The 24,534-nt window shown below is 36.9% G+C and carries 33 protein-coding genes; all 33 read right to left on the reverse strand.

All coding sequences use genetic code 11. The features are described 5' to 3' along the window. Positions 1–54 precede the first annotated feature (54 nt). On the reverse strand, positions 55–654 hold the full coding sequence (locus tag AN959_RS03500) for a hypothetical protein (protein WP_056828305.1): 600 nt from the start codon (positions 652–654) through the stop codon (positions 55–57). 277 nt (positions 655–931) lie between these two features. After that, complete coding sequence (locus AN959_RS21230; RefSeq protein ID WP_216598627.1) at positions 932–1,096, reverse strand: hypothetical protein; 165 nt, start codon at positions 1,094–1,096, stop codon at positions 932–934. Between the two features lie 42 nt (positions 1,097–1,138). After that, positions 1,139–1,279, reverse strand: a complete 141-nt coding sequence (locus tag AN959_RS21235; protein WP_172794307.1) for a hypothetical protein — start codon at positions 1,277–1,279, stop codon at positions 1,139–1,141. After that, entirely contained in the window at positions 1,280–1,729 is a 450-nt protein-coding gene (locus AN959_RS03505; protein ID WP_082460739.1) for a hypothetical protein, read from the reverse strand. 11 nt (positions 1,730–1,740) lie between these two features. Next, positions 1,741–2,904: a hypothetical protein gene (locus AN959_RS03510; RefSeq protein ID WP_056828307.1), complete on the reverse strand. Its 1,164-nt coding sequence runs from the start codon at positions 2,902–2,904 to the stop codon at positions 1,741–1,743. A 1-nt stretch (position 2,905) separates the two neighbouring features. Next, positions 2,906–3,457 (reverse strand): putative phage tail protein, encoded by a 552-nt coding sequence (locus AN959_RS03515; RefSeq protein WP_056828309.1) that lies wholly within the window; start codon positions 3,455–3,457, stop codon positions 2,906–2,908. Continuing rightward, positions 3,454–4,509: a baseplate J/gp47 family protein gene (locus AN959_RS03520; protein ID WP_056828311.1), complete on the reverse strand. Its 1,056-nt coding sequence runs from the start codon at positions 4,507–4,509 to the stop codon at positions 3,454–3,456. The genes AN959_RS03515 and AN959_RS03520 overlap by 4 nt, the downstream gene beginning before the upstream one ends. After that, on the reverse strand, positions 4,496–4,918 hold the full coding sequence (locus AN959_RS03525) for a DUF2634 domain-containing protein (protein WP_056828313.1): 423 nt from the start codon (positions 4,916–4,918) through the stop codon (positions 4,496–4,498). Before AN959_RS03525 ends, AN959_RS03520 begins: the two co-directional genes overlap by 14 nt. Further along, entirely contained in the window at positions 4,918–5,280 is a 363-nt protein-coding gene (locus tag AN959_RS03530; protein WP_056828314.1) for a DUF2577 domain-containing protein, read from the reverse strand. Before AN959_RS03530 ends, AN959_RS03525 begins: the two co-directional genes overlap by 1 nt. A gap of 1 nt (position 5,281) precedes the next feature. Beyond that, positions 5,282–6,241 (reverse strand): hypothetical protein, encoded by a 960-nt coding sequence (locus AN959_RS03535; RefSeq protein ID WP_056828316.1) that lies wholly within the window; start codon positions 6,239–6,241, stop codon positions 5,282–5,284. A 10-nt stretch (positions 6,242–6,251) separates the two neighbouring features. Continuing rightward, the gene (locus tag AN959_RS03540; RefSeq protein WP_056828318.1) at positions 6,252–6,935 is read right to left on the reverse strand and encodes a LysM peptidoglycan-binding domain-containing protein; all 684 of its coding nucleotides are present in this window, start codon (positions 6,933–6,935) and stop codon (positions 6,252–6,254) included. Beyond that, positions 6,932–9,235: a tape measure protein gene (locus AN959_RS03545; RefSeq protein WP_056828321.1), complete on the reverse strand. Its 2,304-nt coding sequence runs from the start codon at positions 9,233–9,235 to the stop codon at positions 6,932–6,934. Before AN959_RS03545 ends, AN959_RS03540 begins: the two co-directional genes overlap by 4 nt. Positions 9,236–9,444: 209 nt before the next feature. Continuing rightward, complete coding sequence (locus AN959_RS03550; protein ID WP_056828323.1) at positions 9,445–9,846, reverse strand: phage portal protein; 402 nt, start codon at positions 9,844–9,846, stop codon at positions 9,445–9,447. A 17-nt stretch (positions 9,847–9,863) separates the two neighbouring features. Continuing rightward, positions 9,864–10,328, reverse strand: a complete 465-nt coding sequence (locus AN959_RS03555; protein ID WP_056828324.1) for a phage tail tube protein — start codon at positions 10,326–10,328, stop codon at positions 9,864–9,866. A gap of 14 nt (positions 10,329–10,342) precedes the next feature. Next, a complete protein-coding gene (locus AN959_RS03560) occupies positions 10,343–11,659 on the reverse strand; it encodes a phage tail sheath subtilisin-like domain-containing protein (protein ID WP_056828326.1) in 1,317 nt (438 codons plus the stop codon). After that, positions 11,659–11,865 carry a hypothetical protein gene (locus tag AN959_RS03565; protein ID WP_056828328.1) on the reverse strand — a complete coding sequence of 69 codons (207 nt, stop codon included), beginning with the start codon at positions 11,863–11,865 and terminating at the stop codon, positions 11,659–11,661. Before AN959_RS03565 ends, AN959_RS03560 begins: the two co-directional genes overlap by 1 nt. Further along, entirely contained in the window at positions 11,858–12,268 is a 411-nt protein-coding gene (locus tag AN959_RS03570; RefSeq protein ID WP_056828329.1) for a DUF6838 family protein, read from the reverse strand. The genes AN959_RS03565 and AN959_RS03570 overlap by 8 nt, the downstream gene beginning before the upstream one ends. Beyond that, positions 12,261–12,656 (reverse strand): HK97 gp10 family phage protein, encoded by a 396-nt coding sequence (locus AN959_RS03575; RefSeq protein WP_056828331.1) that lies wholly within the window; start codon positions 12,654–12,656, stop codon positions 12,261–12,263. Before AN959_RS03575 ends, AN959_RS03570 begins: the two co-directional genes overlap by 8 nt. Next, positions 12,656–13,048: a hypothetical protein gene (locus AN959_RS03580; RefSeq protein WP_056828333.1), complete on the reverse strand. Its 393-nt coding sequence runs from the start codon at positions 13,046–13,048 to the stop codon at positions 12,656–12,658. The genes AN959_RS03575 and AN959_RS03580 overlap by 1 nt, the downstream gene beginning before the upstream one ends. 1 nt (position 13,049) lies before the next feature. Next, positions 13,050–13,400: a hypothetical protein gene (locus tag AN959_RS03585; RefSeq protein ID WP_056828335.1), complete on the reverse strand. Its 351-nt coding sequence runs from the start codon at positions 13,398–13,400 to the stop codon at positions 13,050–13,052. A gap of 11 nt (positions 13,401–13,411) precedes the next feature. Continuing rightward, positions 13,412–13,753 (reverse strand): hypothetical protein, encoded by a 342-nt coding sequence (locus tag AN959_RS03590; protein ID WP_056828337.1) that lies wholly within the window; start codon positions 13,751–13,753, stop codon positions 13,412–13,414. Positions 13,754–13,769: 16 nt separating this feature from the next. Continuing rightward, on the reverse strand, positions 13,770–14,813 hold the full coding sequence (locus AN959_RS03595) for a major capsid protein (protein WP_056828339.1): 1,044 nt from the start codon (positions 14,811–14,813) through the stop codon (positions 13,770–13,772). Between the two features lie 16 nt (positions 14,814–14,829). Beyond that, positions 14,830–15,189, reverse strand: a complete 360-nt coding sequence (locus AN959_RS03600) for a hypothetical protein (RefSeq protein WP_056828341.1) — start codon at positions 15,187–15,189, stop codon at positions 14,830–14,832. 13 nt (positions 15,190–15,202) lie between these two features. After that, a complete protein-coding gene (locus AN959_RS03605; RefSeq protein WP_056828343.1) occupies positions 15,203–15,808 on the reverse strand; it encodes a phage scaffolding protein in 606 nt (201 codons plus the stop codon). 99 nt (positions 15,809–15,907) lie between these two features. Then, the gene (locus tag AN959_RS03610) at positions 15,908–16,219 is read right to left on the reverse strand and encodes a hypothetical protein (protein ID WP_056828345.1); all 312 of its coding nucleotides are present in this window, start codon (positions 16,217–16,219) and stop codon (positions 15,908–15,910) included. A gap of 322 nt (positions 16,220–16,541) precedes the next feature. Beyond that, complete coding sequence (locus tag AN959_RS03615) at positions 16,542–16,760, reverse strand: hypothetical protein (RefSeq protein ID WP_056828347.1); 219 nt, start codon at positions 16,758–16,760, stop codon at positions 16,542–16,544. A 17-nt stretch (positions 16,761–16,777) separates the two neighbouring features. Next, a complete protein-coding gene (locus AN959_RS03620; protein WP_056828349.1) occupies positions 16,778–18,550 on the reverse strand; it encodes a minor capsid protein in 1,773 nt (590 codons plus the stop codon). Further along, a complete protein-coding gene (locus AN959_RS03625; protein ID WP_056828351.1) occupies positions 18,543–19,973 on the reverse strand; it encodes a phage portal protein in 1,431 nt (476 codons plus the stop codon). The genes AN959_RS03620 and AN959_RS03625 overlap by 8 nt, the downstream gene beginning before the upstream one ends. 9 nt (positions 19,974–19,982) lie before the next feature. Continuing rightward, positions 19,983–21,257 (reverse strand): PBSX family phage terminase large subunit, encoded by a 1,275-nt coding sequence (locus AN959_RS03630; RefSeq protein ID WP_082460820.1) that lies wholly within the window; start codon positions 21,255–21,257, stop codon positions 19,983–19,985. Positions 21,258–21,481: 224 nt separating this feature from the next. Then, entirely contained in the window at positions 21,482–22,339 is an 858-nt protein-coding gene (locus AN959_RS03635; protein WP_056828355.1) for a terminase small subunit, read from the reverse strand. Between the two features lie 109 nt (positions 22,340–22,448). Then, complete coding sequence (locus tag AN959_RS03640) at positions 22,449–22,913, reverse strand: hypothetical protein (protein ID WP_056828357.1); 465 nt, start codon at positions 22,911–22,913, stop codon at positions 22,449–22,451. A 230-nt stretch (positions 22,914–23,143) separates the two neighbouring features. Further along, positions 23,144–23,635, reverse strand: a complete 492-nt coding sequence (locus AN959_RS03645) for a hypothetical protein (protein WP_056828359.1) — start codon at positions 23,633–23,635, stop codon at positions 23,144–23,146. Between the two features lie 36 nt (positions 23,636–23,671). Then, positions 23,672–24,430, reverse strand: a complete 759-nt coding sequence (locus tag AN959_RS03650; protein ID WP_056828361.1) for a hypothetical protein — start codon at positions 24,428–24,430, stop codon at positions 23,672–23,674. Positions 24,431–24,534: the final 104 nt, after the last annotated feature.

The following is a 24,534-nucleotide window of genomic DNA, read 5'->3' on the forward strand; positions in this document are numbered from 1 at the left end:
TCTAGACTTATAATAATCTTCAAGACGCTTGGTCCCTCTGTGAATAAAAAATAATTAAATTCTCTCTATTTCTTTTTGCCAAATTAATGCCCATTCAATGATATTTCCGTGCAGTGCAGGGCTATAATTAATAACTTCCACTGTAACCCCTTCAGATCCTTCTCCAACAACTTTATGCAAAAGTTCAATACCATCTTTGGTTGTAATGGAAATTTTTGTGGTTGGAATACTCCAATTAACTTGGTCTTCTCCTACATGAATTTTTAAGTACTTTCCTTTATCTAAATAAATGCCTGAAATTGCACCTTTTGCCCACCTTATCGGATAATTCTCTTTAATTAGTTTTATTACCTTTTCATCTAAATCAGACATAAATCTACTATTCTCTGATTTGATTGACTCGATTTCCTTTCTTACTGTTCCTTCGATGTCATTTATTCCTTTTTCAATACCTTTACCTACTGCAGTCTTTACTAAAAAATACAACGCAACTCCGACAGCTCCTAATAGTGCTACAAATATACCAATTACTGAATAAAACCAATAAATATTATTATTAATATTGTCTTGGAATATAGACATTGAATCTTTTAAGCCTTCAAACCTTAGTTCCAATTCACTTATTTTTGTTGAAAGTTCCTCTATTTTGTTCATATATTCCCCTGCCTTTTGATTTATAAGGCGAGTATATCATTTTGACTAGAAAATAAATAGTTGGGGAAAAACACAACATCATATATAGAAACATTACCACGAGCGAAATACCAAAATAATTATTTAATAAATTCATTTTGTGCCTCCTTTATCATCTATAGCATCCTATCTAAAAAAGACATAAAAAATACACCTATTGAGGTGCTTTGATGTTATATATTCATTTCTTTTTGGCGACGCATTAGGTTACTCATACGATTTAAACCAAAAAAACACCTTACTGTGCAGGTGCTGGCTCTGTAATATCGTATCCCATATCAGTTAATTTCTTACCCACTTCTTCACGAAGATTTGATAATGCTGGTACCTGGGCATAAGTGTATGTCCCGTTTAAAACTGCACCAAACCAAATTTTTACTAATCCACTATTTTCATTAAACATAAATATCCTCCTAATTGTATTGTTTATTAAATGCCACATGACTTATGCTTCTCTGTCTAAAATAGCGAATACAACTTCACGTAAGTTCGATAAAGCTGGAACTTGTTCGCGAGTATATCCGCTATTTGGATCATTCACATTCTTTACCCATAATTGAACTAACCCACTTTTTTCATTGAACATTTACATACCTCCTGCAATTAACATTGATAGTTCCATAACTGCATTTTCTTGTACTTGTAGTCTTTCATCTTGCGAAGCTGCATATGATGATAACTCCATGACACTCATTTGCAACATTGCATTTTCTTGCTCGAGCAAAGAAACAGATTTGCTCAAGGGAGCTTGATATATAGGTGGTGCTTCTGGCTCACTTGGATCAGGGTAGCTAAATTCTAGCCCTTTTGTTACTAAATTCACTCTAACGCCATTCGATTCCATAAAATCTTGAGCAAATTCGCCAAACTCTAATTCTATTACCCCTAAAAGAGAGGGTACTCTATCCTTTAATGCGGTATAACTTTCGTAGTCTTGTTCTATCGTTGTCGGAACAACTGAACCTTCTTTCTCCCCTGTATCTAAAATTAAATTTCCAGTACTAGCATCATAGTAAATTCTACGACCTATTTGCATAAAAGTACCCCCTATCCGAATGCAATCCAGTTATATTGTGAATTATAATAAACCAAAAACTTAAACCCCGAAGGACCTACATAGTGACCTATTTGAGGAATATCCGCAAACGGTCTATTCCAAAAAGACGTACTTTGTGATGTATCAATTTGTATATAATTAGCGGGGTTCCAATCACTATTGTAATAATGCAATACAACATAAGAAGTCCCTGCAACCCAAGTCATAATATATTTAGGCGCAAAGCCTAACCCTGTAACTTCTATAGTGCGATACGAACCACTTAAAATACCGGATACAGTACCTGTTGCGAACTTTTTACCACCTAAAGAGGCTATGTCAAGTGTACCGGAAAGACCTATTTCCGGGATTGTTACTCCGGCTCTAAAATTAGAAGGTATAAGGTTTGTTAATACTTGATGGATTTTTGAGTTTAAATCATAATATCCGACTACTGGAGGGATAACATCATATTCAAACTTACCGGGATTAGTCATGCCGTTAGCAGTACCGCCTGCACCTACATTTAAACCGGATCTATTAGGCATTGTTCCAGTTACTTTACTCTTTGCATTTGTGTTATAAAATGTTTTCCCGGCCAATACTTGTGAGGCTATAGCATCACCTGTAAGTGCTAATGTTCCGGGAATAACGCCGTTTTCTGTTCCTATCGTTGTTCCACTGAGTACATCCCCGGCGGTCGCGGTTCCATATTCCCCCCCTTCACCCTGTAAGATAAAAGCCGTTCCATCATAAGTTAACGTGTAGATACTTCCTGCCTTAAGATTACCTGCAGCAACGTCGTTTCCGTTCGACTTCTTGATAGACTTGGCACCCAGCCCATTCACATTTAAGGTAGAAGCCCCTGTATTTGTGGCACTTATTTTCACACGTATTGAAACACCCTCGGCATATGTTGTGAGTGGGGGATTTAAGTTTGCTATTAATACATTTGCTGATCCTGTTGTAACCGCATATCCAGTACTGTTCAAATAACTTGAGTCAACCTCAACTTGATCAGCAGGTATTTTGCCAGTCAATGGATCCAGTAGCGCTACTTTTTCATCTATTTTGTCCCAGTTCTCATTTAGCATTGTTTGGATATTAAAAGTATCATTTCCGTCTAGTATTGGATCTTTCTTTAATAATCCTAATTTCGGTGTGTTACTTGCCACATCATGCACCTCCTGCAAATTTATTCAAAGTTAAGGTTCCCATTTCGTTTAATGTTTTCACTGCATGAATCTCTTTAATTAGCAAGTAAGTGAAAAGATATTCAATCATTAAATGCGCAGGTATAATCTCTCTCAAAGCTTTTTGTACATCCACTAAATTAGAAGGAACTCCATAGTTTGAATTAAATTTAATACCAACTTTTTCTGGCTGTTCTAACACTTCAATTTCTCCGTTATACCACGATTCAGCAACTTCCTTTACAAGTGCTGCAGTAGTCACTCCTGCACCTCTTACTTTTGATTTTAAAACGGAGCGCCTTTGTTCGATCGGTTTAGACAGATCCGTTGAAATACCAAAAATCTTCTCCCATCTTGCTAATCCCCATGTAGCAGTCTCAATGTATAACTGATCAACGATTTCGTCCAAAAGGTTATCAAGTTCTGCAAATATTTTAGCCTCTGCATTAATCAACTCATTGAAATCTTTTATCTTGTCATAATAGCGCGGTAACTCTTTCTTTAACTCCGCTTTCATGTCCTCAACTGTCTTCATGTGAAAATCACCGTCCCCGCTATTCCTACTTGTTCTGCTGTTGGCTGGATATTAGCTGTAGATCCATTAACAAGTAAATTAGAATAATCTATAATAGGTGGGATATCTAACAAGACATTCGCTATTCGGTTATACCGAATTATTTCAGGCTCGTTTGTGATCTCGTTAGTTTTAAAAGCAATCGATTCTAAATATTCTTCTAGCCCTATTTTAAATTGAGCCTCTACTTCTTCTATTGTTGTACCTGCCGCTAAGGTTAAGGTAGCAGTCACATTAATAGGAAGCTCTGTAGCAGAAACAACAGTTAAAATTGCCCCTATAGGTCTTTCTTTTTCAATAAACTCAAACACTGCATCTACGACTCCAGGGGTTACTGGAGTTTTTTCGTTGCTTACTAAGATAACCTTGACGGTATTTGGGCCATCCCAAACAGGAATAACTTTTACCGCGCCAACTCCTGGAACTGATAACGCCCATTGCTCATAATGATAAGCATTTCCACTAGTTGCTTGTTTTTGAACACGAATAGCAAGACGATCACGTAAGTTATCATCAACTTCATCATCTGTTCCAGCAGTAAGAACTTCGGTTATTTCAGCCGAGCCTAAATTGTTTATAGGTTCAATTGGTAGGATAGTGCCGATTCCCATATTTCCTATTGTTCCTGGCGTTTCAGATGCAATCTTATATTCACCTAAGGAAATCTTCTCAGTAGTCACGAATGTTAGATTTTCAAAAGAAAAACGGCTACCAATTGGAATGTCCATCAAGGCGCCATTTGTATCACGAAATATTCCTTTTCTTACAGAAGGAGTAGCATATTTTTTGTATACTCCAAACTCAGAAGTACGTCTTGATAAATATTCATCTGGAGCTGTATCTGCAAAAACTAAATCTAAGAAGACATCTAAATAGCTATAGAACTCAGCAAGCTTAGGCATAGTATGAATAGTAGCATCATATATGATTGAGGCTTCTCTTTTATCTACATCGTCTGGAATACTGTCCAGCACCTCTTCACGTAATGCTTCAAATGACTTATGTTCGAACAAATGGAATCACCTCTCTTAGCACTCTCACATCTCCATAAATGGTAACAGCAGTTAAACTGACAAAGGCTTCATCTTTTACGAAGTCCAATATAAAATCATCTACTGAAGTAATGCGCTCATCTTGCAATAACATTTCTCTAATTCTTCGAGGCAAATCACCTCTTACATATATTTCGTTTTCACCGATCATATTTTCAAAGCCGTAATTGTCTGAATAAATGAGGTGTGCAAAACGTTTTGTATGAAACATTTTATAAATCGCTTGCTCCATTGCTTCCAACCCATCTATCATTCCAGCACATCGTCCACTATCAAAGTCGAGCTTATAGGTTTTAGTTGGTAAATTCGCAGAATCCAAGACCTCTGTTTCTTCCTTAATCGCTATATTTTCTGATAAAGGTAAGACCATCAGGCATCCACCACCTTATCTAACACCAAGTATTTATTTCCGCCTTGTACTTTTGCCAGCACAACTTTGTCGTCCTTTTTCAAGCCTGTACGAATAGGAGTTTTCGCCAAAAGATTTGTGAGTGCCTTCCCTGTTGAAGCTGAAGCCCCATTATCCGTATAAGTATGAGAGTGTTCTAAATCTACTTCATAACGGGTTACTGATTCCGTTAGTACTAGAAATTCACCTTTCAATATAAAGTTTGAATTAATTTCAATTTCTAAAGGTTTTGCCTTGGATACCGTTCCGAATAAAAATTCTACTGGACTCCCTGCACCTACTGCTTGTACTCCAGCTTTTTTCACTATGTTCAATAGGCTCATCCTAAATCACCATCACTTTCAAGGACATCGTATGGATGCCTTCTTTCCATTTATGAGAGCATTCATCTACCAGGAAATATTCGCTAATGCCTATTTTTTCGATATATACGTACACAAAAGAACCTGCACGAATTCGCCAATCTCCAATACAATCCAAATCGAGCGTTTTCGTTTCTCTGTTACGTAGTCGAATGAATTTAGTGGCAAGGTCTTTTATTTGTGCTTCGGTCATGTTTTCATCGACTTTTCGAAACTCTTGAAGCTGGCCCCAATTCTTTATACTGTTGCTATCTTCGACAATGAACACTTCACGTTTCCCGGTTTTTTCGTTGTCCTTCACAAACTTCACTCGGTTAAATGTTTCTTTATCGATAGATTTTTTGTAATCATAATCAAAAAGCAGACTGTCTTCCCCGATATAGAAGACGTCTGCTGGAATCAGCATATTATTAATATTTTTCAAAGCTAGTGAACCAAAATCGTCATAAAGCACAAAGTTTCGATTCGTCGCGATCAATGTGGCATCCAAAAATTTCGATACTATATCAAACGCCTTTTTATCATCTTCAGCAATACCTGGAACTGTATAACCCGTATCTTCAAATTTTCCTACCTTCAATTTTAAACGTTTCGCGATGTTCTTGATTGCTACCGATGCAGTAGAAGAAGGCATCACGAAAGTATCGTTTGCCATCATGTACCGTAATTGGTCGTAGCCTTTAATGGATACCGCTGCATCTTTCTTATAGCCATTATCAAATAGATAACCATAAAATATTTTGTGTTTACCATCCATTACACGAATAATGGCTCCGTTGTTGGTTGGATATTTTAATGGTTCTTCGATAGCTAAGGTAGCATCTAAGGTGCTTGCTTTTCCTATTCTCGAAGTTTTCCATTCGATTTCCGACACAGGCATATCCCATACGGTTCCATCTTTATTATCTATTAGTAGTTCCATGCCTCACTCCTCATTTCGCTGGGAGTTTCAATTTCAAGCCAATCGGTAATTTCCGATAATCGCTTGCTTTAATTCCATTCAATTTCGCAATTTCATCAAAACGATTCCCGTTATCCAAAAACTTCTGAGCCACTTTCCATAGGCTATCTCCTTTTACAAGAGAATATGTTTGTGGTTGAGGCTTAGAGTTTTGTCTAGGTGGTGTGTTTTTTTTCACAACTGCAGGTTTATTGGTTGTTACACCTTTTACTGCTTTTGGTTTCTTTATTTCCATTTTCTTTGGTCCAAACGGGACATACTTTTTCAAGGAAAGTTTAAAAGGAACATCCTCACTTCCGAATGTCTCTTTATACGTGAAGCTTTCAATAGTCGTCATTTCATTGATAGTGAAAGAGCCCTCTACAAAGATGTACCGAACAGGCAGCTTTTGTTTCTGCCATCTTTTCAATTTCTCTATGTAGAAAATAGGCTCCCTAAATTCTGCTACTAAAAAATGATAATCTTGCGCAGGAAAAAAGGACTCGAGTGGAAACTCTTCCAGCTCCACATCTTTTGGGATGTTTATGCTTCCAAGCTTCGCAATCTTGAATCCTTCTCCATCACCTTTTATAACTACTTCTACTTCTTCTGGATTGACTGGTAAACGAAAGCCTTCTGAATCATTCTTAACGCTTAGGTAGATGCCCCGTGTCATACTCCGTACACCCCTTCTGCGCTTTGTGCCATTTCATCTTCCAATACTTTTTCAATGGCTTTCACTATTTTTGGAATATCGGCTTCTTCACGTATATGTGTATCCCCAAACGTTACTTGAGGTGTCAGCGTGATAATATTTTGAATGGATTTAATCTCTGCTAGATCGCGCATTAATTTAATATCTTCATCCGCAATATTAATATCCTTATCAATCTTTCCAACTGAATCTAATTTACCGCCTGTAGGGTTTTTAGCATTAGCTAAATCACCGAGTCCTTTCATTGGATCTCCCATATTAAATGCATCCGGATTAAAAGGGTTATCGGTAGCAGATGGACCCTTCATAAATCCTTTTACCTTATCAATAGCACCAGTTAGCTTTTCACTAGCTGCTAGTGACATCTTTTTAGCAAAGTCATTACCGGCATTAAAAGCTGCTGGAATACTTCCTAATGTTGCTCTAGGAATACTCACAACATCTTTAGAGCTAGTTGGGGCTTTTAGATTGTTCGCCATTGCTTTTAATCCATTAGATAAGACATTTGTTGTGGCTTCAACGTTTAGTTTTCCAACCTTGCCTATATCTACACCTGGTATCAAGTTCATGGCACTGATTAGAGCATTAATACCACCAATGGCAATGTTTGCTGCCGTTACAAATACTTTTGCTAAAATATCAGCTGCAGAATCAAAGGAGCCAGCTAGAGAGGACATCATATCTATCCCTGATTTAACTAAATCATAGATAAGTTTTTTTACTGCATAAGTAGGATCTATAAATAGATTGATAAAGAACTCTGCAAACATTGCTAGGTAGTTCCATAAGTGTGCGAACATGTTCCATACAAACATTCCCAGTGCAGAAAACAGCCCTGTGATAAAACCAATTACGGATGCTGTTTGATTTCCCCAATTAACCATGGCGTATAGAACTAGGGCTATAACCGCCACAAAAGCTAATAGAATCCAAGTACCTGGGAAAGCTAGAAGGGCTGTATTTAACCCCCACTGTGCTGCAGTTTGTAAAGAAATAGCACCTGCTGCTAACATTGTCGCAACTGTCATTACCCCTAGCGCAAAAGCCCGTGCTGCTTCAATGCCTGCGATGACTATTAAATAAGCTCTATAGAGGCCCAGAAGAGTTAGGTATGTGCCAAGTGCAACAGCTGCACCTATTATCAAGGGTCCTACCAACGCCCAAGAATCAGAAAGGATTTGACCAATTGCTCCAACTTCGGTATAAACAACTTCAAGAATATCGAACATAAGCGACATACCTTCAATAAACACACTAACGAACCACATCACATGACCTGCTAAAACCTGAAAGGCATCCGAATTTACAAATTGATTTAAACGAATAAGTAACGGTTCGAAAGCGGTCAATCCCCAGTTTTTCATCATTGTCATTGCTTGGGCAAAAGTTAAAGGCATATTCTTAAAACTTTCTTCTATATCTCCTGCAGCACCAAATAAAGCACTTTTAATGATGTCTGCAGTAATTATTCCTTCAGAAGATAATTCTTTTAACTCTCCTTTACTTTTACCCATGGCATCTGCAATAGCTTGCGCTAACATAGGGGCATTCTCCATAATAGAGCGGAATTCATCCCCCATTAATTTTCCTGCTGCCATTGCTTGAGTCAACTGATACATACCTGCTTGCCGTTCTTGTGTGGATGCTCCCGAGATAGTAAATGATTTACCCATTAATTCACTAAAACGTAATGCTTCGTCATTTCCTGAAAATGCATCTTCCGCTAGCATATTTAGTTTAGCTACACTACTAGCAATATCCATATAACCAGAACGGCTTCTTTGAGCCGCGCGATATACTTTGTCCTGCAATTCTGCTTGCGTTTGAGTTTGATCATTAATTAACGCAAGACGCGCAGAAGTTGAAACATACGCATCTGAAGAGTTCACAAAACTTTGAAACCCATTTGCCAAACCTTGTATAGAAAGATAAGCGGCAGCGGCCCCAACGAAAGAAGAGAAGAAACCTTTTACGGCTCCTGTAGCACTTCCGATGGGACCAGGTAAGCTAGTGAACTGTTCTTGTAATGGCTGCATTCCGCTTGCTCTCGCAGTTCTTGAGGCAGACAAAAATCTCTCCATTTCCGCAGTTGCAGATTGTAAACCACTTCTTGCTTTCATCAAGCCTCTTGTATCGAGGTTAGTTGCAGAGTGGTCCATCTGTTCCATTACGCTAATAGTCGCATCCATCGCTTTCATTATTTTCATTAGAGGCCCAGTCATACGATCTTGTAAAGCTAAGGAAGTTTGTTGTCCTGCCAAATTCTCACCTCCGTCTTACTTCTTGGTTAATCTTGCGTTTTCTTTTTTACGTCGAGCCATCTCAACTTTAATACTAGCAATAACTAAAGCTTTTTCTTTTCTATCTAGAGCTAGCCATTGAGCAGGAACCCAATTAAAATTGTGGAGAGCAAAGTGATAGTAGATGAACTCAGCGTCTGCCTCTTCGTCTTCACCGTGCTCTCCCTCAATTAGTTTTTTGCTTCTTCGATGTCTTCGTTGATGTCTTGAACAATACCGCTAATCTCTGTTACCTTCTCCAGAATTTGATTAGCTTCGCCCGCTAAAAACATATTGGAATATAAATTATCTGCCCCGCGCACTCCGTAATCTTCTTGTAATTCAGCAGAATTCAAATCAGGATGAACAAAAGAAGCAACACATATCTCACGATTATATTTAACAACGTTGAATACTCTCTCTTGCTTTCCCTTTTTACCCGCTTTGTTTTGGAAACATCCTTCTTGGATTCTTTCCGATTCAGCAGATGCTAATGGACGCAAAATAATAGCCTCATCGAAGCGATCAAGCTTCAAAGAGGCATTCTCAACTTGTTTAACATTTCCTTTTAAAAACGCTTTTAATTTACTCATGAATAATTTCCCCCTAATTAGTTAACTGGTACAAAATGCTCTAGAATTTCTAGGTCATCCCATGTGAAGTCACTCTCATCTGTCAATAGATCTTCTGAATCCGCATCAAGCGCTGCAATCAAAGCAGAATCAGGAATAAGATTTTTTAGTAAGACAGTTTGTGTACCTGCACGACTAGTAATATCCGCATTAGTGATCATTACATCAATAATTGGAATTTCACCTGTTTTGATATAGTTGTACACAAGTGCTCTCATTTCTGGACGGTGATAGTGAATTGTCCAAGAGCCTACTCCTTCTGCACCTACAACTTTAGCGCCCTTCATTCGTTTACCAACTGCTTTTACGTCTGCTTTAATTAAGTTGACGCGCGATTCAATTTTCACAAGTTCTGCAAATTCAAGAACTTGTCCTTTGATAGTTGCAAATACTGTACCTTCTTTACCACTAATGGCATCATTGTTTTGCAATACATTTACCATTCATTCCACCTCCATTATTTACAATTTACATTTACATAAGCTTTTTCGAGAGCATCAATAAACTTAACACCTATTGTAACTACCGAAGCGTCTTTTTCTACTCCCTGAGTGACTACGATTTCATCTGGATTATAGGGATCTATTTCTTCTCTTCTGACCATTGGGTCCAAGACATTTGTCATAATAGCACCTTTAAATAGATTACGACCGTTTCGTGTACCATTCACTTTACCGATAAAGGAGCGATTATGAAGATGTTGAATATTGTTATCCATAATATCTCGCTCACGGATTATTTTATTTTTACGGAAGTCTTGATTTTTCTTTACAGTGAAAGAACGGAATGTATTAATGTCTTGCTCGACTACTACCTGATCTATTCCGTCTGCCCCTTCGTTATAAGTGAATACTATATGGCCATCTCTTAGTGCTTGCTTGATTTCTGCGTCAGTCAAACGTTCGCAATCTATCGCACCTGGATATTCTGCATATGTTAAGGATTTAGAGCCAGCTGCCGCATATGCTGCCGCATACCAATACAAAGATTGTTCTGCAGTAAGTTCAGTACCATCATCAAGGGTAACCCCGTTTTTAATGGACACTACTCCTTCATGATCAGCGGTATTGTACTTACTCGTTACAAGTGTTACATTTTTACCTTCCTCATCTCTCCACATTTTTGCTTGCAAAGAGAGGATGAGTTTAATTTCATCATCCGTAGTGCTAAGTGCAACAGTTTTGAAGTTTTCCGTAGATAACGCAACAGCCAAATCGGAATAACTTTCATTTGTAACAGCTTCAGTTGTTCCTCCGGTTAATGTTAGAGTCGCATCCGAAGTAGGCAATGCACCACTAAATGTTACATAAGCATTTGTCACTAAATCTGCTACAGTCTCCACTGTTTGAGTATCAGCGATGATTCCACCAAAGTAAGTTCTCACTGTGGATGTACCATTTAGCCCTACATTTACTGTCACAGATACTTTATTGCCATCCGTTCCTGCATGTTTAGCTGTAACGACGAATGTGCCACTTGTAGCAGTTGCTTTAACTCCATTTGAACCTGAAAGGTTATATACAAGTACATTTCCGTTTGCTTTAAATGCTTCCCTAATCGGAATTAAATCAGCTATCTCTTTTCCGAAAACTTCAAGGAAGTTCGTCTGAGGACTCACCTTTATAAACTTACCGACCTCACCCCAATCAAGTGCTAAGGGAATGACTACGGCTCCTACAGAATCTAAACCAGGAGTTGCTAGGGTGTTTGTTTCATAATTGGTGTAAGTACCTGGACGTATTTTATTTTGATCTTCATGTCTTCCGCCTGCCATTATTTAACCTCCTTCTTTTTCCACACATCTACTTTGCTCGCCACTTCATCTCGTGTGTATAATTTTTTATCCTCTAATACAACTTGAAGGATTAATCGATCTTTATTGCTATCAGCTGCATCCAAGAAAGCTGATTTACTAAATCGTTGTGCACTTTGAACTTCAACCTTTTCTGAGGTATCTGTTTCTTTAATTTTCCTAGACAATTTGTTGCACCTCCAACGTTCGCATTTTCACTTCTTCAACAATTTCTTCCAATGTCGTTTTTACCGTAAATGTAAATATCAAGGTACGATCATGCTTAATCGCTTCGATGTTAAAAACATGGAACTTATTCGCTATGTAGCGAAAGTTTGTTTTAAACTGAAAACTTACTTGGTCACTTTCCGTATAGAACATTCGTTCATCCGAAGGGAAGTACGTAATATTAAACGTAAATTCCTGGACCATTCTTCGATTTAGCTTTCGTTCCTGAATATCATTAATAATAAGCACCAAAAAAGCAGGAACTTGTAGCCCCTGCTGTACTGGTTCGTCATATACTTTTTTCACTTGTGGGAAAACAACTCTTAATTGCTGAATAACAAGAGATTTTAGTTCATCAACCAAATAATCCCCTCATTCCTTTTTCCACTTCATTCTTCCACATGTTAGGTGCAAGACGTTCCATCTCATCCATCGTGAGCTTTAGCATGAACCTTCCTTCTACCCATCCAACTGTCACGCCACCTATTACAATCCGATGTCCGTTTTCAACGTAGGAAGCATACTCTTTTTGGTTATAGATCACAATATAATAAGTATCGCCTTTTTTCATAACATAATGCTTCCAGTTGTTTCGTAAGTCACCAGTATCAACAGGTGTCATTTTCTTTACTTTACGTATAGCAAGTAAGCCAATGCGATTTGCAACTCTCATGTGGATAGCTGCAGACTCTTTCGTCAATTTGATCACCTGTTGTTTGAGGAGTTTCATCTCACTGAACTCAAATCCCATTACGCATACCCCTTAAACTTCAGGAGCACTTCTTGATGGGAGACATAACGAAAAGGCTTACGAGCTGATTCGTATTTCGTCGAATTTAGTACAACTCCATCCACTACTTCACTGACAATAACTTCATCTCCAGCTCGAATCTCATATGCACTAGACAGGATAAGCTTTTCATCATAACTTATTTCGTTTGCATCTTCTTGATCTGTGTTATTCAGTGTAGAGGAACCAACGGTCGATAAGCGACAAGGTACATCGTTATGCTTTGTTACCCAATCCATTCCATCTGCACCATTAGGTTTTTCAATCTCTTCATAACGTTTGATTATAGCTGTTTTATCATACATAAATTCTACCGCTGCAGTAGCTTTGGCCATAATACTTTGGATGTTCAAGCTACCACCTCAATTTCCGGAAACGATTTAACTGACTAGCGTAATCGAAGAGAAGTGCTTCCATATGAGCTTCTCGAGTACTTGTTCGAGCCGCTTCAAATGTCACTTGCACATCTCCTTCCTTGATGGCTTTCACAGAACCAGGGCTATCCGTATCACTACGTCTCGCATTTCCTGTAATCAAGTCTATAACCATATTTGCATGGACAAATACCAATTCTTTCGGAATATCAGATCGATTGCAGTAAGTGAGGATGGATTGCCCCACCTCTGCAACGTCCATAGCTAGTGCGGTATCTTCAGGAAGTAAGTCAGCAGGTAATTTAGCTTTGACGATTTCAAATACGTCCATGAAATACCACCTTACTCTCCTGGAGGAGTCTGATCGTCATCACCGTCTGGGGTGTTTCCTCCATTTAGCGATTCCACTTCTTCAGCTGCTTGAATAGCCTCCAAGATCTCTTTTTGCTTTTTTGCATCTCCAAGATCTATTTCATTATCCTTTGCATACTTTTTCAATTCCGGTACAGTCATTTCTTCGATTGACTTAACTTTTTGTTCAATTTCTTCAAATTTCGGCTCAATCAATTTCTGTTTCTCAATTGACTCAAATACCTCTTCAGAAATAGTTGCTGTATCGCCTTTTCGATAAACTTCTGTGCCGAGTTTAACATTGCTAGCGAAGGTTACTTTATAATCTGGCATGTTTGTTTCTCCTCTCTTAGTTAACTTTGGCAGCAAAGATATTATCGATTGTTTCAAATGAAGGTAAAACAATTTCAGAAACAATCGTATTCACATTTACTGGATGAGGCTCTTTAACAGTGGTAATCGCCACTCCTGTATTTACGATAGACACATCAGCGACTGATTGGCCTGTCATTAAATCAGACTCTTCTGGAGTTGTTCCATAATAAGTGCTACCTAGACTTCCTTCAGGAATAAGCGTGAAATAATCATCCGGGAAGAAGTTGTGTAAAACACCATTTTCATCACGATATTTTTTATTGTAGATCGCTACCGAAAGACCAAACTTAGTTTGTAAATACTGTTTTAAAAGAGCATCTGTCATGATTACGTTTTGTCCACCAAGTGGATTCATATCCAAAAGAATGCTCTTATGCTTTAACAGATAACCAAACGTTTTACGAGTCATAATAGCGCTAGTTGGACGAGTGCCTGTATTTTCTTCCACAGTATCCTGCCATCTTAAAATATCTTGGATTGGCGTAGAATCTACGGAACTCCATTGAGCTCCTGCAGCTAATACTTCTTTATGATCATTTTGCATCTTGTAATCGTAATCGTAATCCAAACGATCAGCAGTGATGCGAATTTTCCCAGTTGAAAGCAATTGCATAATCATTCGCTCCGGTTGAACGTTTGCACCATTCACAAGAGTCGTCACATCATCATAGATGTTAGCAATTACTGTCTTTGTCATTTCATCTAGATTTGATGCTAGCAATCTGTTAATTTCCTGACGCTCCTTCTCTCCAACTCGCATAGCTTCACGGAAGAAAGGCATTTCTGTTTGTACTTTGCTAAATCCGATACGGTCACGAACAGATGCTTTTGTATCAAATTCAGCAGGCTTTAGTGCAACTGGTAATCCTTTAGATCCTTTAATCCAACTCAAGTCCAAACCAAGTTGTTTTTTAGACGGGAAAAGAGTTGCCCCAAGGTATGGGATATTATTTGATGGGTTGTTTTGGTAATAAGCTGCAATATTTGGTGCATTAACTAAATCATAAATTGTTGGCATTAATATTCATCCTCTCTTATTTCAAAAATGTAATTTGTTTTAGTGCTGCAATTGCCTCTGCAGTTGGAGCTTCTGGAAGCTTATCTAAATCAATGAAACCGTGAATCAAAGCTGCACCAGGTGCAGGACCAAATGTTACGTCTGTATCATTGAAAAGAACACCCTCTGCACCGAGGCCATTAGTTTTAACTGCTAGTTTAGATTCATCACCTAAGAATCCTCCACCAAGGATGGTGCCAGCGGGAACAATTTTCTTTCCTTCTCCATTAGCTGCAACACCTGTGTCCGATACAGTAACCGCTAGATTCACATAGTGATCTGGGAACTTTAAAATTTCTTTTTTGTTTGTGTACGTTGTTTCTACAAATTTACTCATTCATTTTTCCTCCTCATTCAAAATAAGTTTTTCGTGCACTTTCTAGCCCTTCGGTTCCTTGAGAACGTTCTTCGGCTATTTTTTTGCCGTAGTTTTCGGCAGGTGGATCTTGTTTTCCTTTAGGCGTTGCTGGAATAACTCCTGAAATGTTAGTACCTTTTGTTTCTGGGACAAACAAAAAAGGTTTTGATTCTTGCAGTGTTTTTAACTGCTCATCTAAACCTTTAGCGACGTTTCCGTCTTCACCTAATTCAATTTTGGATTTATCGATTTGAGAAATAGCGATATCCGTATCATGCACCTTCCCGGCAAGAGATAGTTTAATGGCACTTGATAGTTGCGTCTCTTTTAACTTTGTTTCGTACTCACCTTTTTCGGTATCGTACTTTGTTTGAAGGTCTGCAAGTTGCGTTTGAAGGTCTTCGCTTCCTTTTGCTTTTTTCTTCAAATCGTCTAAATCCGTGTCACGTTGTGCCAGTTGACCTTTCAAATCATCTCGTTCTGTAGTTAAGTCTTTAAGCTTCGTTTTATTCGTTTCTACAGACTTCCCATGCTCGCCCATGATTTTATCAACTGTATCTTTATCCAGCCCTAAAGCTTCTAAAAATGCTCTATTCATTTATTTTTTCCTCCTAATTGGTCTACGATTGTTTTACGAGGTTTTCATCCTCTAACCGCTTTGTTCTTTTACGTCTTCAAATGCCAAAAAGACTAGCGTTCATGACAAGGATGTATTTTTATTAATTTCTTCTTGAAGTGATTTTTCAATTTGGTTTATGAGACTATCAATATCAGATGCTTTAGCTACAGGTACATTCACAGTAAAACTTATTGTTTTTTCTTGCTTCTTTTCACTATTGGCCATTTTTCGCAAATAACTTGCGATTTCTAATACTGATAAAACTATTACGAAAATACTTAGAACAAAGAAGTATCCCCACTCTTGTTCAAATACTAAATATAAGAGCGCTAACACTATAATTGAATTCGAAATAAACATAATTACATTTGATCGTTTAATATTCTTCATGGATAATCCCACCTTTCAAGATTGCCATTAACGCCTGGCTGCGAGATACTGGACCACCTATCCTTTCCTGCGAGGGCGCATGAATGTATGTGTAAACCAATGTGAGTTCTTAATAGATCTTTTCGGTAAATCAGATAAGACAGGTTCGATAGATACGAATTGTTCTGGATTAGTAAGATATGCATTTTGTGGTTTCTTTTTAAACATCTAACAGAATAGGATAAGAAGACCTACTAGCAATAATTGAGTTAGTACCATCACTTCTCACCACCTTTTAGACATAATAAAAAGCACTCCCTACCAGTTAAGGTTGACAGTACTTTTAATCAAGCATGTTTTCAATTATTTCTTTTGCTTGCTTCTCTGAAATTTCATCATACTCCCAGTCTTCGCCAATGAATATCTTGCATTGCTCAGAATCAGGTTTCCATTTGTTTTCGACTTCGTCATACCGATCGAATTCACCGTTTATAAAACGATACAATCTGGAAGCACTTTGACTATTTTCATCATAGTTATAGGCAAAATAAAAATCATTCATCAATCGGCACCTTCCCTTCATTTAATTTCATTAATATTTATGGGCTTTGTAAGATTGGACGAAAGCTGGAACATCTCATGTGTAATTTGTTTTTTTCTTTCACTAGAAGTTGTATCTAAACGATACTCTTCATAAAGCTTATGCATAATACCATTTTTCAACTCAAAACTTTCAGGAGTGTGAAATTGCAACTCAAACTTTTGATTATCAGGACTAATAAAAATACAGTTGATACCTTTGTATGGATTACTTTTATTATTCCAAGAGTTCTTGATTTTATAAATGGAGTAGCCTTTTTTTTGCAATTCTATTATTACATCATTAAATGACTTAACTAAACTATTTACATCAGATTGATACGTGTATCTAATTACATCATTAGTATTAGAAATAGTATCACTGATAACCTTTATGTCTAAGCTTCTCTTACTATCCGTTTCCACTTTTCGAAGATAAGATTCCATCGTCTTAAGTCGATATTCAAGCCCAACCATTTGAACATTGGTGGTTTTAGCAATACTTTTTAAGTCAGCCGTAATTTTAGGCTCATGTAAGGCAATCTTATTGTAGGCATTTCGCTTCCTATAATCACCCTTAATGTTCCTCCATCTTTCAAGATTATTATACTTCATATCTTGGAACTCGGCAAAAGATGGTAATACACTTTTACCTAATACTTTTATATATCTACTGTATTGCTCCTTGTCAGTAGTACGATTAGAAATTTGTTTACTCAATATCTCTGGTGAGCTTCCCTCATTTTCATTTACTACATACTTATTAAACCATTCTTCAAATGTCAAAGAATCAATTGGGCCGTCCAATGACTCACGCTTTTCATTTTCCATATATTCCTCATCATCAAAATAAGGGATTGTTGTTGTTCTGCATCTCGTATGAAAAGGATTCGCAGTAATACCCGGCTTATAATCGCTTACGTTATAAATCTTACCATCTTGCCCTCTACATTTATCAGATGTTCTAAAGTCCAACGTAGCAAGAACCTCATACTTTTCCATTCCTGCATCCACATAACTATTTTGTGCAGCAAGACCGTGAAAGAAATTTGATTCAGTACGAACCAATGCTTCCGCTCGAGAACGAGCAACATCTGTAACCTCAACAATGGCTTTAGTTGTTTTCTGAATGGATCTTCCTGAAGCAAAACTTTTCTCCAATTCTTTTCGTAAAGCTCGCTTGGTCTTTTCTTCATGCCCCCAAATACGTTTGGAGAACTCTTTACCACTCCAGTTATATGTGAGTATCTCTTGCATGGTCTTATCGGATATGGCCGTTACTGTTCCTGAAATAATACCTGCTTGAGCCATTCCAAACATCATTTGATAATAAGAAGTTTGGTACACTTCCGATAAGCCTGTATATGTGTATGCTTGTAATCCATTCAAACCGTTATACAATTCAGCCATTTGCATTTCAATTTGGAGGTTGAGTGCTTCTAAACGAGAAATACGTACACGAAAACTAATAGCATTCAGCAAGTTTTCATATTCAGCTTCGCCTCTTAACGACATTTCTTTGAATCGTTTGAGGTTAACTTCTTTAAACTCTTTCAATTCCTTTGCAGTTAGATACTTTCTTGCTTCTGCTAAGGTTATCTTATTGTCATTAGCATAACGTGCGTAAAAGACTTCGATTTGTCTAAGAATGTCCTGCTGTGTTTCTCTTAAACTCTCGTCCATTCTTGCTAAATACTTACTGGCAATGAGCTGCGACTCCATTTCACGTTGTGCAGCACGGTCCGTCCAATAAGACTTTGTTGGTTTAGCCATCTGCCTTCACGTCCTCTGGAAACGTGCTCTTATATTCTTCTATTGCTTTTTGTTCTTCAAGTTTTTGGGCTTTTAATCGTTCTTCCACTTCATCTGTATACCATGGATGGTTTTCTCGAATCGTCTTATCATCCAGGATACCAACAGAATTAGCGCAGTCTGTAATAACTTCTGATTCAGAGATGATGATGTCACGATTGAAGATGAAATCTACTGTTTCATTGGAAAAATCGCCTAGCTTCTTTACTTGTAGATACTTATTAACAAACCAAATAACCTGTTCTAAGCTAGCTTGGAACTCAGTTTCGAGAATGTTACAGTCCATATCTAAATCGCCATATTTATGCCTCATAGCTTTCCCAGAAGCATTACCTAAATCTTTATCTTTTGAATCAAGGCCTCTACCAAACTCATATATATTTGCTCGAGTACGTTCTAGCTCTTTTTCATTTGCTTCGGTAGCAGGATTGACTTCAATAGTTCCTACATCTCCGCCTGTTTCTACATTGATTACTCGGTATTTGTTAAGCTCATAAATAAATTCTTTCAGATTAGCTCCACCGTAATTCTCAAGCTTGTAAACAACCTTTGGTATATCTGCTAGTAAATCTGCATTCGTTGAAGCCTGCATATTGTAGTTATCTATAAGTGACTTGATACTTTCAATCAATGGTTGTTCTTCCTCGTTATATTTAAACGGTATAAGCGGTATTCGTTCCCACAAAAAAGGTTCACCGTTAATCACGAAGTTATGGCCAACACTAAGACCAGCAACATCGTCAGGAACTAATTTAGCCCCATCAAAGATATAATAGTCGATACCTTTCTCATGATGATACTCCACTTTCTCTATAACCTTTTTAATTTTATTCTCATAGATGATCTCCGAATAAAAATAAATAAACGACTGGATAGCCGTATGCTCGCTGTCTTTCCAAAATGGGATGACTTGTTGAGAAGGTAGCTTCTTGAATCCTAGATTTCCTTCATCATCAAAGTATACATACATATAAGCTTTACCTTTGTTAATTGCTTCTTTACCAATGTTCTTTAAGGTCCTTAAAAACTTGTGATTGAACACCTGCTTTAAATGATCTGCGTAAGTTATGTCTTCCGTAGCAATGGTTGGTTCCTTAGATAAAAGATAGCCTACCTTTTGGTTAACCAGCTTCTTAGCAAAGCCATGTTCTAATTTAATATTAGATTTCCAGTCGATTTCTTGACTCTTATTTTCTCGAATATCCATTTTCTCTAGGTAGTACTTTTCACCAGTAAGCATACTTTTATAGCTTTCAGAAGCTTTCCAGTCTTTAAGTTCTTGGACCAATACTTCATTGATTGTTAGTCCTTCACCTACCATACGTCGGATAATATCGTTTAGATATTCGTAATAAGGTCTCTTGTATAGATCTTCAACTAACATTTATTCACCTCATTTCAATATAGAAACTGCACCGCCTTTTAAGTCTGATACCTCGTAACCATCCAGTCCGTACCAAATGGCGCTAAATGTATGAGGGTCAATCTTAAATTCGTCGGGGATAATGTTCCCATTTTTATCTAATTTGTATGTTAAGTTTTTCAACTCTCTAACTACATCTGGACAGTTAGAAGAACAAATAACTTTTTTAAACCGTTTTACTTTTTTCGTATTAGCAAGACGTGAACCTGGAAACTTCTCAGCACCTTTGATGCGAAAGCCTGATTGTTTTAAGTATCGAATTGCTTTGGGCTCTGCTGAATCTGCAATGATTAATTCTCTGGTTTCTTTGAACTCTTTCAATTCTTCTGCAGTTTTATCATCCGTCATTTGATTTTTATAATATTGCCAGTAGATATACAGGATTTTTTCTTTATGATCTATTGCCATACGAATAACAGCATTAAAGGAATCCTCAAAACCAAAGTCCATTCCAACTCGCTCGATTGGTCGATAAACATCATTGATCGCCTGCATGACTTTCTCATGTTGCCACTCTTCGAACTGTGGCAGCACACGTTTTCCGTTTATTCCAAAACGGCCATGCCTTGCTATACGGTGTAAATCAGGATCATATGATTCCATATCCTCCAATTGTTCAATATAGCTTTGCGGGAGGAATAGATTATCATCAGCAGTGGAGTGGTGATAATAAGTATCTCCGACTACGATTGTTCTTTGCTTGTATAGATCTTGGTCATCCAGGATATAAATCTTTTTCACATCATCCTTAAAAAAATGCAAATAAGTCCAGTTATCCTCCCCGACTGGATTGGTCGATAAAATCATATGGAGTTTTAAAGTTGGATGTCTCAAACGTCCAAGTAGCTCTTTAAACCCTGCATATTTAATCTCCGAACATTCCTCCAGCCAAACAAGTGATATGTTGTTAACCGATTTCAACTTAGCTGGTTTATCCATCCCTTTGAAGATGATTTTCGAACCGTTTGGAAAGCGAATCTGCATGGGTGAACTAACGCATCTGATTTTATCGTCTAGTTTTAAATCATTAACAATCTCCTCAAATAAAGAGAAAGTGGAATCCCTATGCGTATCGTATACCTCACGGACAACTAAAGCTGTTCGCTTTTCAGTCAGTAGCTTAAGGATTATTTTTAGTGCCACATGATAGCTTTTACTAGATCCATAGCCACCAACTAAAAATTGAAACTTTTGGTTCCAATCAAATAAAAAATCCTCAAAGTGAGGATTGACTTCTTTCTGTATGGCAACCAATTGCGCTCATCCTTTCATACATTTGGTGCATACGCTATTCAAATTGAGTTAACATAATACCAATTTTATGAAGTGCACGTTATTTACACCTAGTGTACTATAAGGGTTTTAGTACTACTGATTTTTATTGATTATGCATAGTTTTATACATCGTTGATTTGATAGGCTTTTGTGGCATGTACCAAAATTATTTCCCAGGATTCAATGCATAAAATTTATTTGGATTTTTTACTACTGATCACTATTTCAATTGGTCCATCATCCTTGGTACCATTTTGCAATTTATCGATTTCTACATTCGCTTTAGCGATATCCACTTTAAGTTTTTCTTCTTGCAGCTTCTTCTTATCATTTTCTGAAAGCAAATCAGTAAACTTTGCTAGCATCTCTAAGGCCTTCATTTTATCAGCGAGCTTTACTGTTATGCCATCTCTACCTTGTTTGACTTCAGTTACTATTGTTCCATCTATCTCGCTTGAATCATTTAGGTGGACGTAGTTATATGCCTGAGTTTTAATATTGCTATTTGCATCTAACTTGGGATCACCGTTTTCGTTATAAACGATTTCTTCTTCTCTACCGAACTTTAAGTAATCGGTAACATCTGCAAAGGCGATATCAATGTATTTTTGCAAAACGTCTCTGATATCAAGCTTAAGTTCGGTTGTTTGTTCAGCTTTCATCCTGTCAATTTCGCTATTAATGTTAGCATTTGTCAGCAATCTATTGCCGTTTGTCTTAGCTGTTACATAGTTACACTCATAAGCTTTCTGATATGCCTTTGTTGCATTGAAGTACTTAATGAAATAAATACAAAAAAGCCGTTGTTTTTCAGTCAGTTCATCCGACTCAACAACAAGCTCTTTCTTTACTTTATTAATTGGAGTACTCCGTTTATTTGTTTGGAGTACTCCGTTCAATTTTTGATTCCATTTATCTTTAGATTTCCAACCACTGATGGTCTTTTCTGGGACATCTAACATCTCAGCAATCTTACGGTTAGTTATGTCGCTTTTATGCTCTTTCCATATCTCAAATGCCTTATCCCTATTTGGATCTCGTGCTCGTGGCATCTCACATCACCACCACTCCTTTATAAATTTTCATGGTTGTAATCACCCCCATTTATGCTATTTGCATTTAAATACATAAAAAATGCACCTCCTAGAGAGATGCTTAAATTCAACCGCCATTTTCTATTTTATTCTGTATATATGCTTTTGCTGTGTGATAAAACAACTTACAATAATCCGTTAACTTGTCCATTGTTTCTACATCTTGAATATTAGTATTTATTTTATTCATAACCGTTCTGTACATACTTTCTGCCTCATCGGTGGTAGTAGAAGTACCAATAGACATAATATTTGTCATGATTTCTAAGATTTCATTTTGTTTTCCTGAGTTTTCATGTAAAAGTGATACCAAACTGCTTATATCACCTGTATTTTTTTCGATATTCTTTAGAGTATTCAATGTTTCTTGTTTGTACCTTTCTTCTTCCATATACCTTGCGTACCTTTCCTCTTGCATCTCTCTATCAACTTTTAAATAATGTTCATTTAATACTCTTACATCTGGTGTAAAATCAGGTATATTTATATTTGGTAAATGTGATAAATCAACACCCTTAAATTTTTTATCCATATCCATCTCTCCTTTAAACTATATAGTTCAACAAGTTAACGGATATCCCTGCAATAAAATAAAAAAGACCCCCACAAATCGTGAGCGCCTTATATAAATATATTAAGTTAGTAAATTACTACACCACCACTACGCGTGCACGGTGTCTCTTTGTTTCAATTATAATTATGTTTTCTTATTTTGCAACTTGATTGTCATGTTGTTGTCATATACCTTAAAGAACCCTTTGATTACTTTATAAAATTTACTTCAGCAAATTTCTTAATTGACTCCCCATCTAGTACCTCAATTAATTGCAATCCTTCAATATTGAACCACCATGTACAATCGCATGTCCAAAATAAAAAGTTCGACTCTATTCTATTCTTCCTAATATATCTTACGTAATCACTTGTAACGTGAATACAATCAAACCTCTTTGCAAGTTGATTAAAATCATAATTGTATTTTTCCTTCAAAATATATTCATCCTCTTGAGAGCTTACACAAAATACATTAACTGTAGGATTCACTTGAAACACATAGCCATTATAAACATGTGCATAAGGCTTAAATATTTTACCGCTATGTAGATATTCACATCCAAATGTCTCACTGTAAGTGGAAGTCCAAAATCCACCTATCCTATCTCCTAGTGGATCAGGTTCCTTAAAGTCATGAATTACTTGATTAAAGTCCAGTTGTTCTATTTTATTTCTTAGGTGTAACTGTCTTTCTAACACATAATCACTCCCGTGAACATTATAGGATAAACGAGGTTATTTCTGTTTTTTAACTTCAATAACAAATCTTCCACTAAAAAAATCAGTAATTTTGAATGGCGTAGTTATATCTGAGATATCTCCAATCTCTAAAACATAAGGTTTATCACTATTGATGTTTTCGAGAATAATTCTAAACTCGTTCTGAGCCGCCAGCTTGTCATCCTTTATAAAACATATAGAAGCACTGTCAAGATCTTCATAAAATCTTAATCTCTCACTAGAGTTAATACTATAATCATTATAAATTACTTTACCGTATTTTACAGTGATTCCTAATTCTTCACATTTCGCATCTATTCTTTTTAAAAATTCTACAACATTAATGATAAGCATGTTATCACCAAAATCTTCTATAAGTTTTTCTAATTCTTTTGCATTTATTTCAGGTATTACTTGAAACGAATCATCTTTTTCATTCGTGATTTTCAGTACATCTTTGTCAACAGCATAGGCACAAAATACTGGAGTCTTCACTCTTTCATTTGAATGAAAATTTATCCCTCCAGCCTTACCAGTCGCAACAAGGACATTTGTCCCGTATTCATATAACTTAAAATCTAAATCATTCATCACTGCGCTTGCTTCATACCTATCTCCCATTCCTTGGATTCCAGTGGATTTTTCTAGTTCCATAAAATACTCTAGTGTATTCATATAGATTTTCCCTTTTCGAAAATCTTCTACATATTCTTCTTTAATAAACTTCAAAAGAAATAATGTCATATCTTCTGGTAATATACTTTCATTTATCATTTATAAATCCCTCCCAAATACATTATAAACCTCAAGGTAAATGGTAGCTTGAACATCTTCCCGACAAAAATCGACAAAAAAGGCATCCACACCCCATGGATACC

The sequence above is a fragment of the Psychrobacillus sp. FJAT-21963 genome, assembly GCF_001420585.1.
Taxonomy (GTDB): Bacteria; Bacillota; Bacilli; order Bacillales_A; family Planococcaceae; genus Psychrobacillus.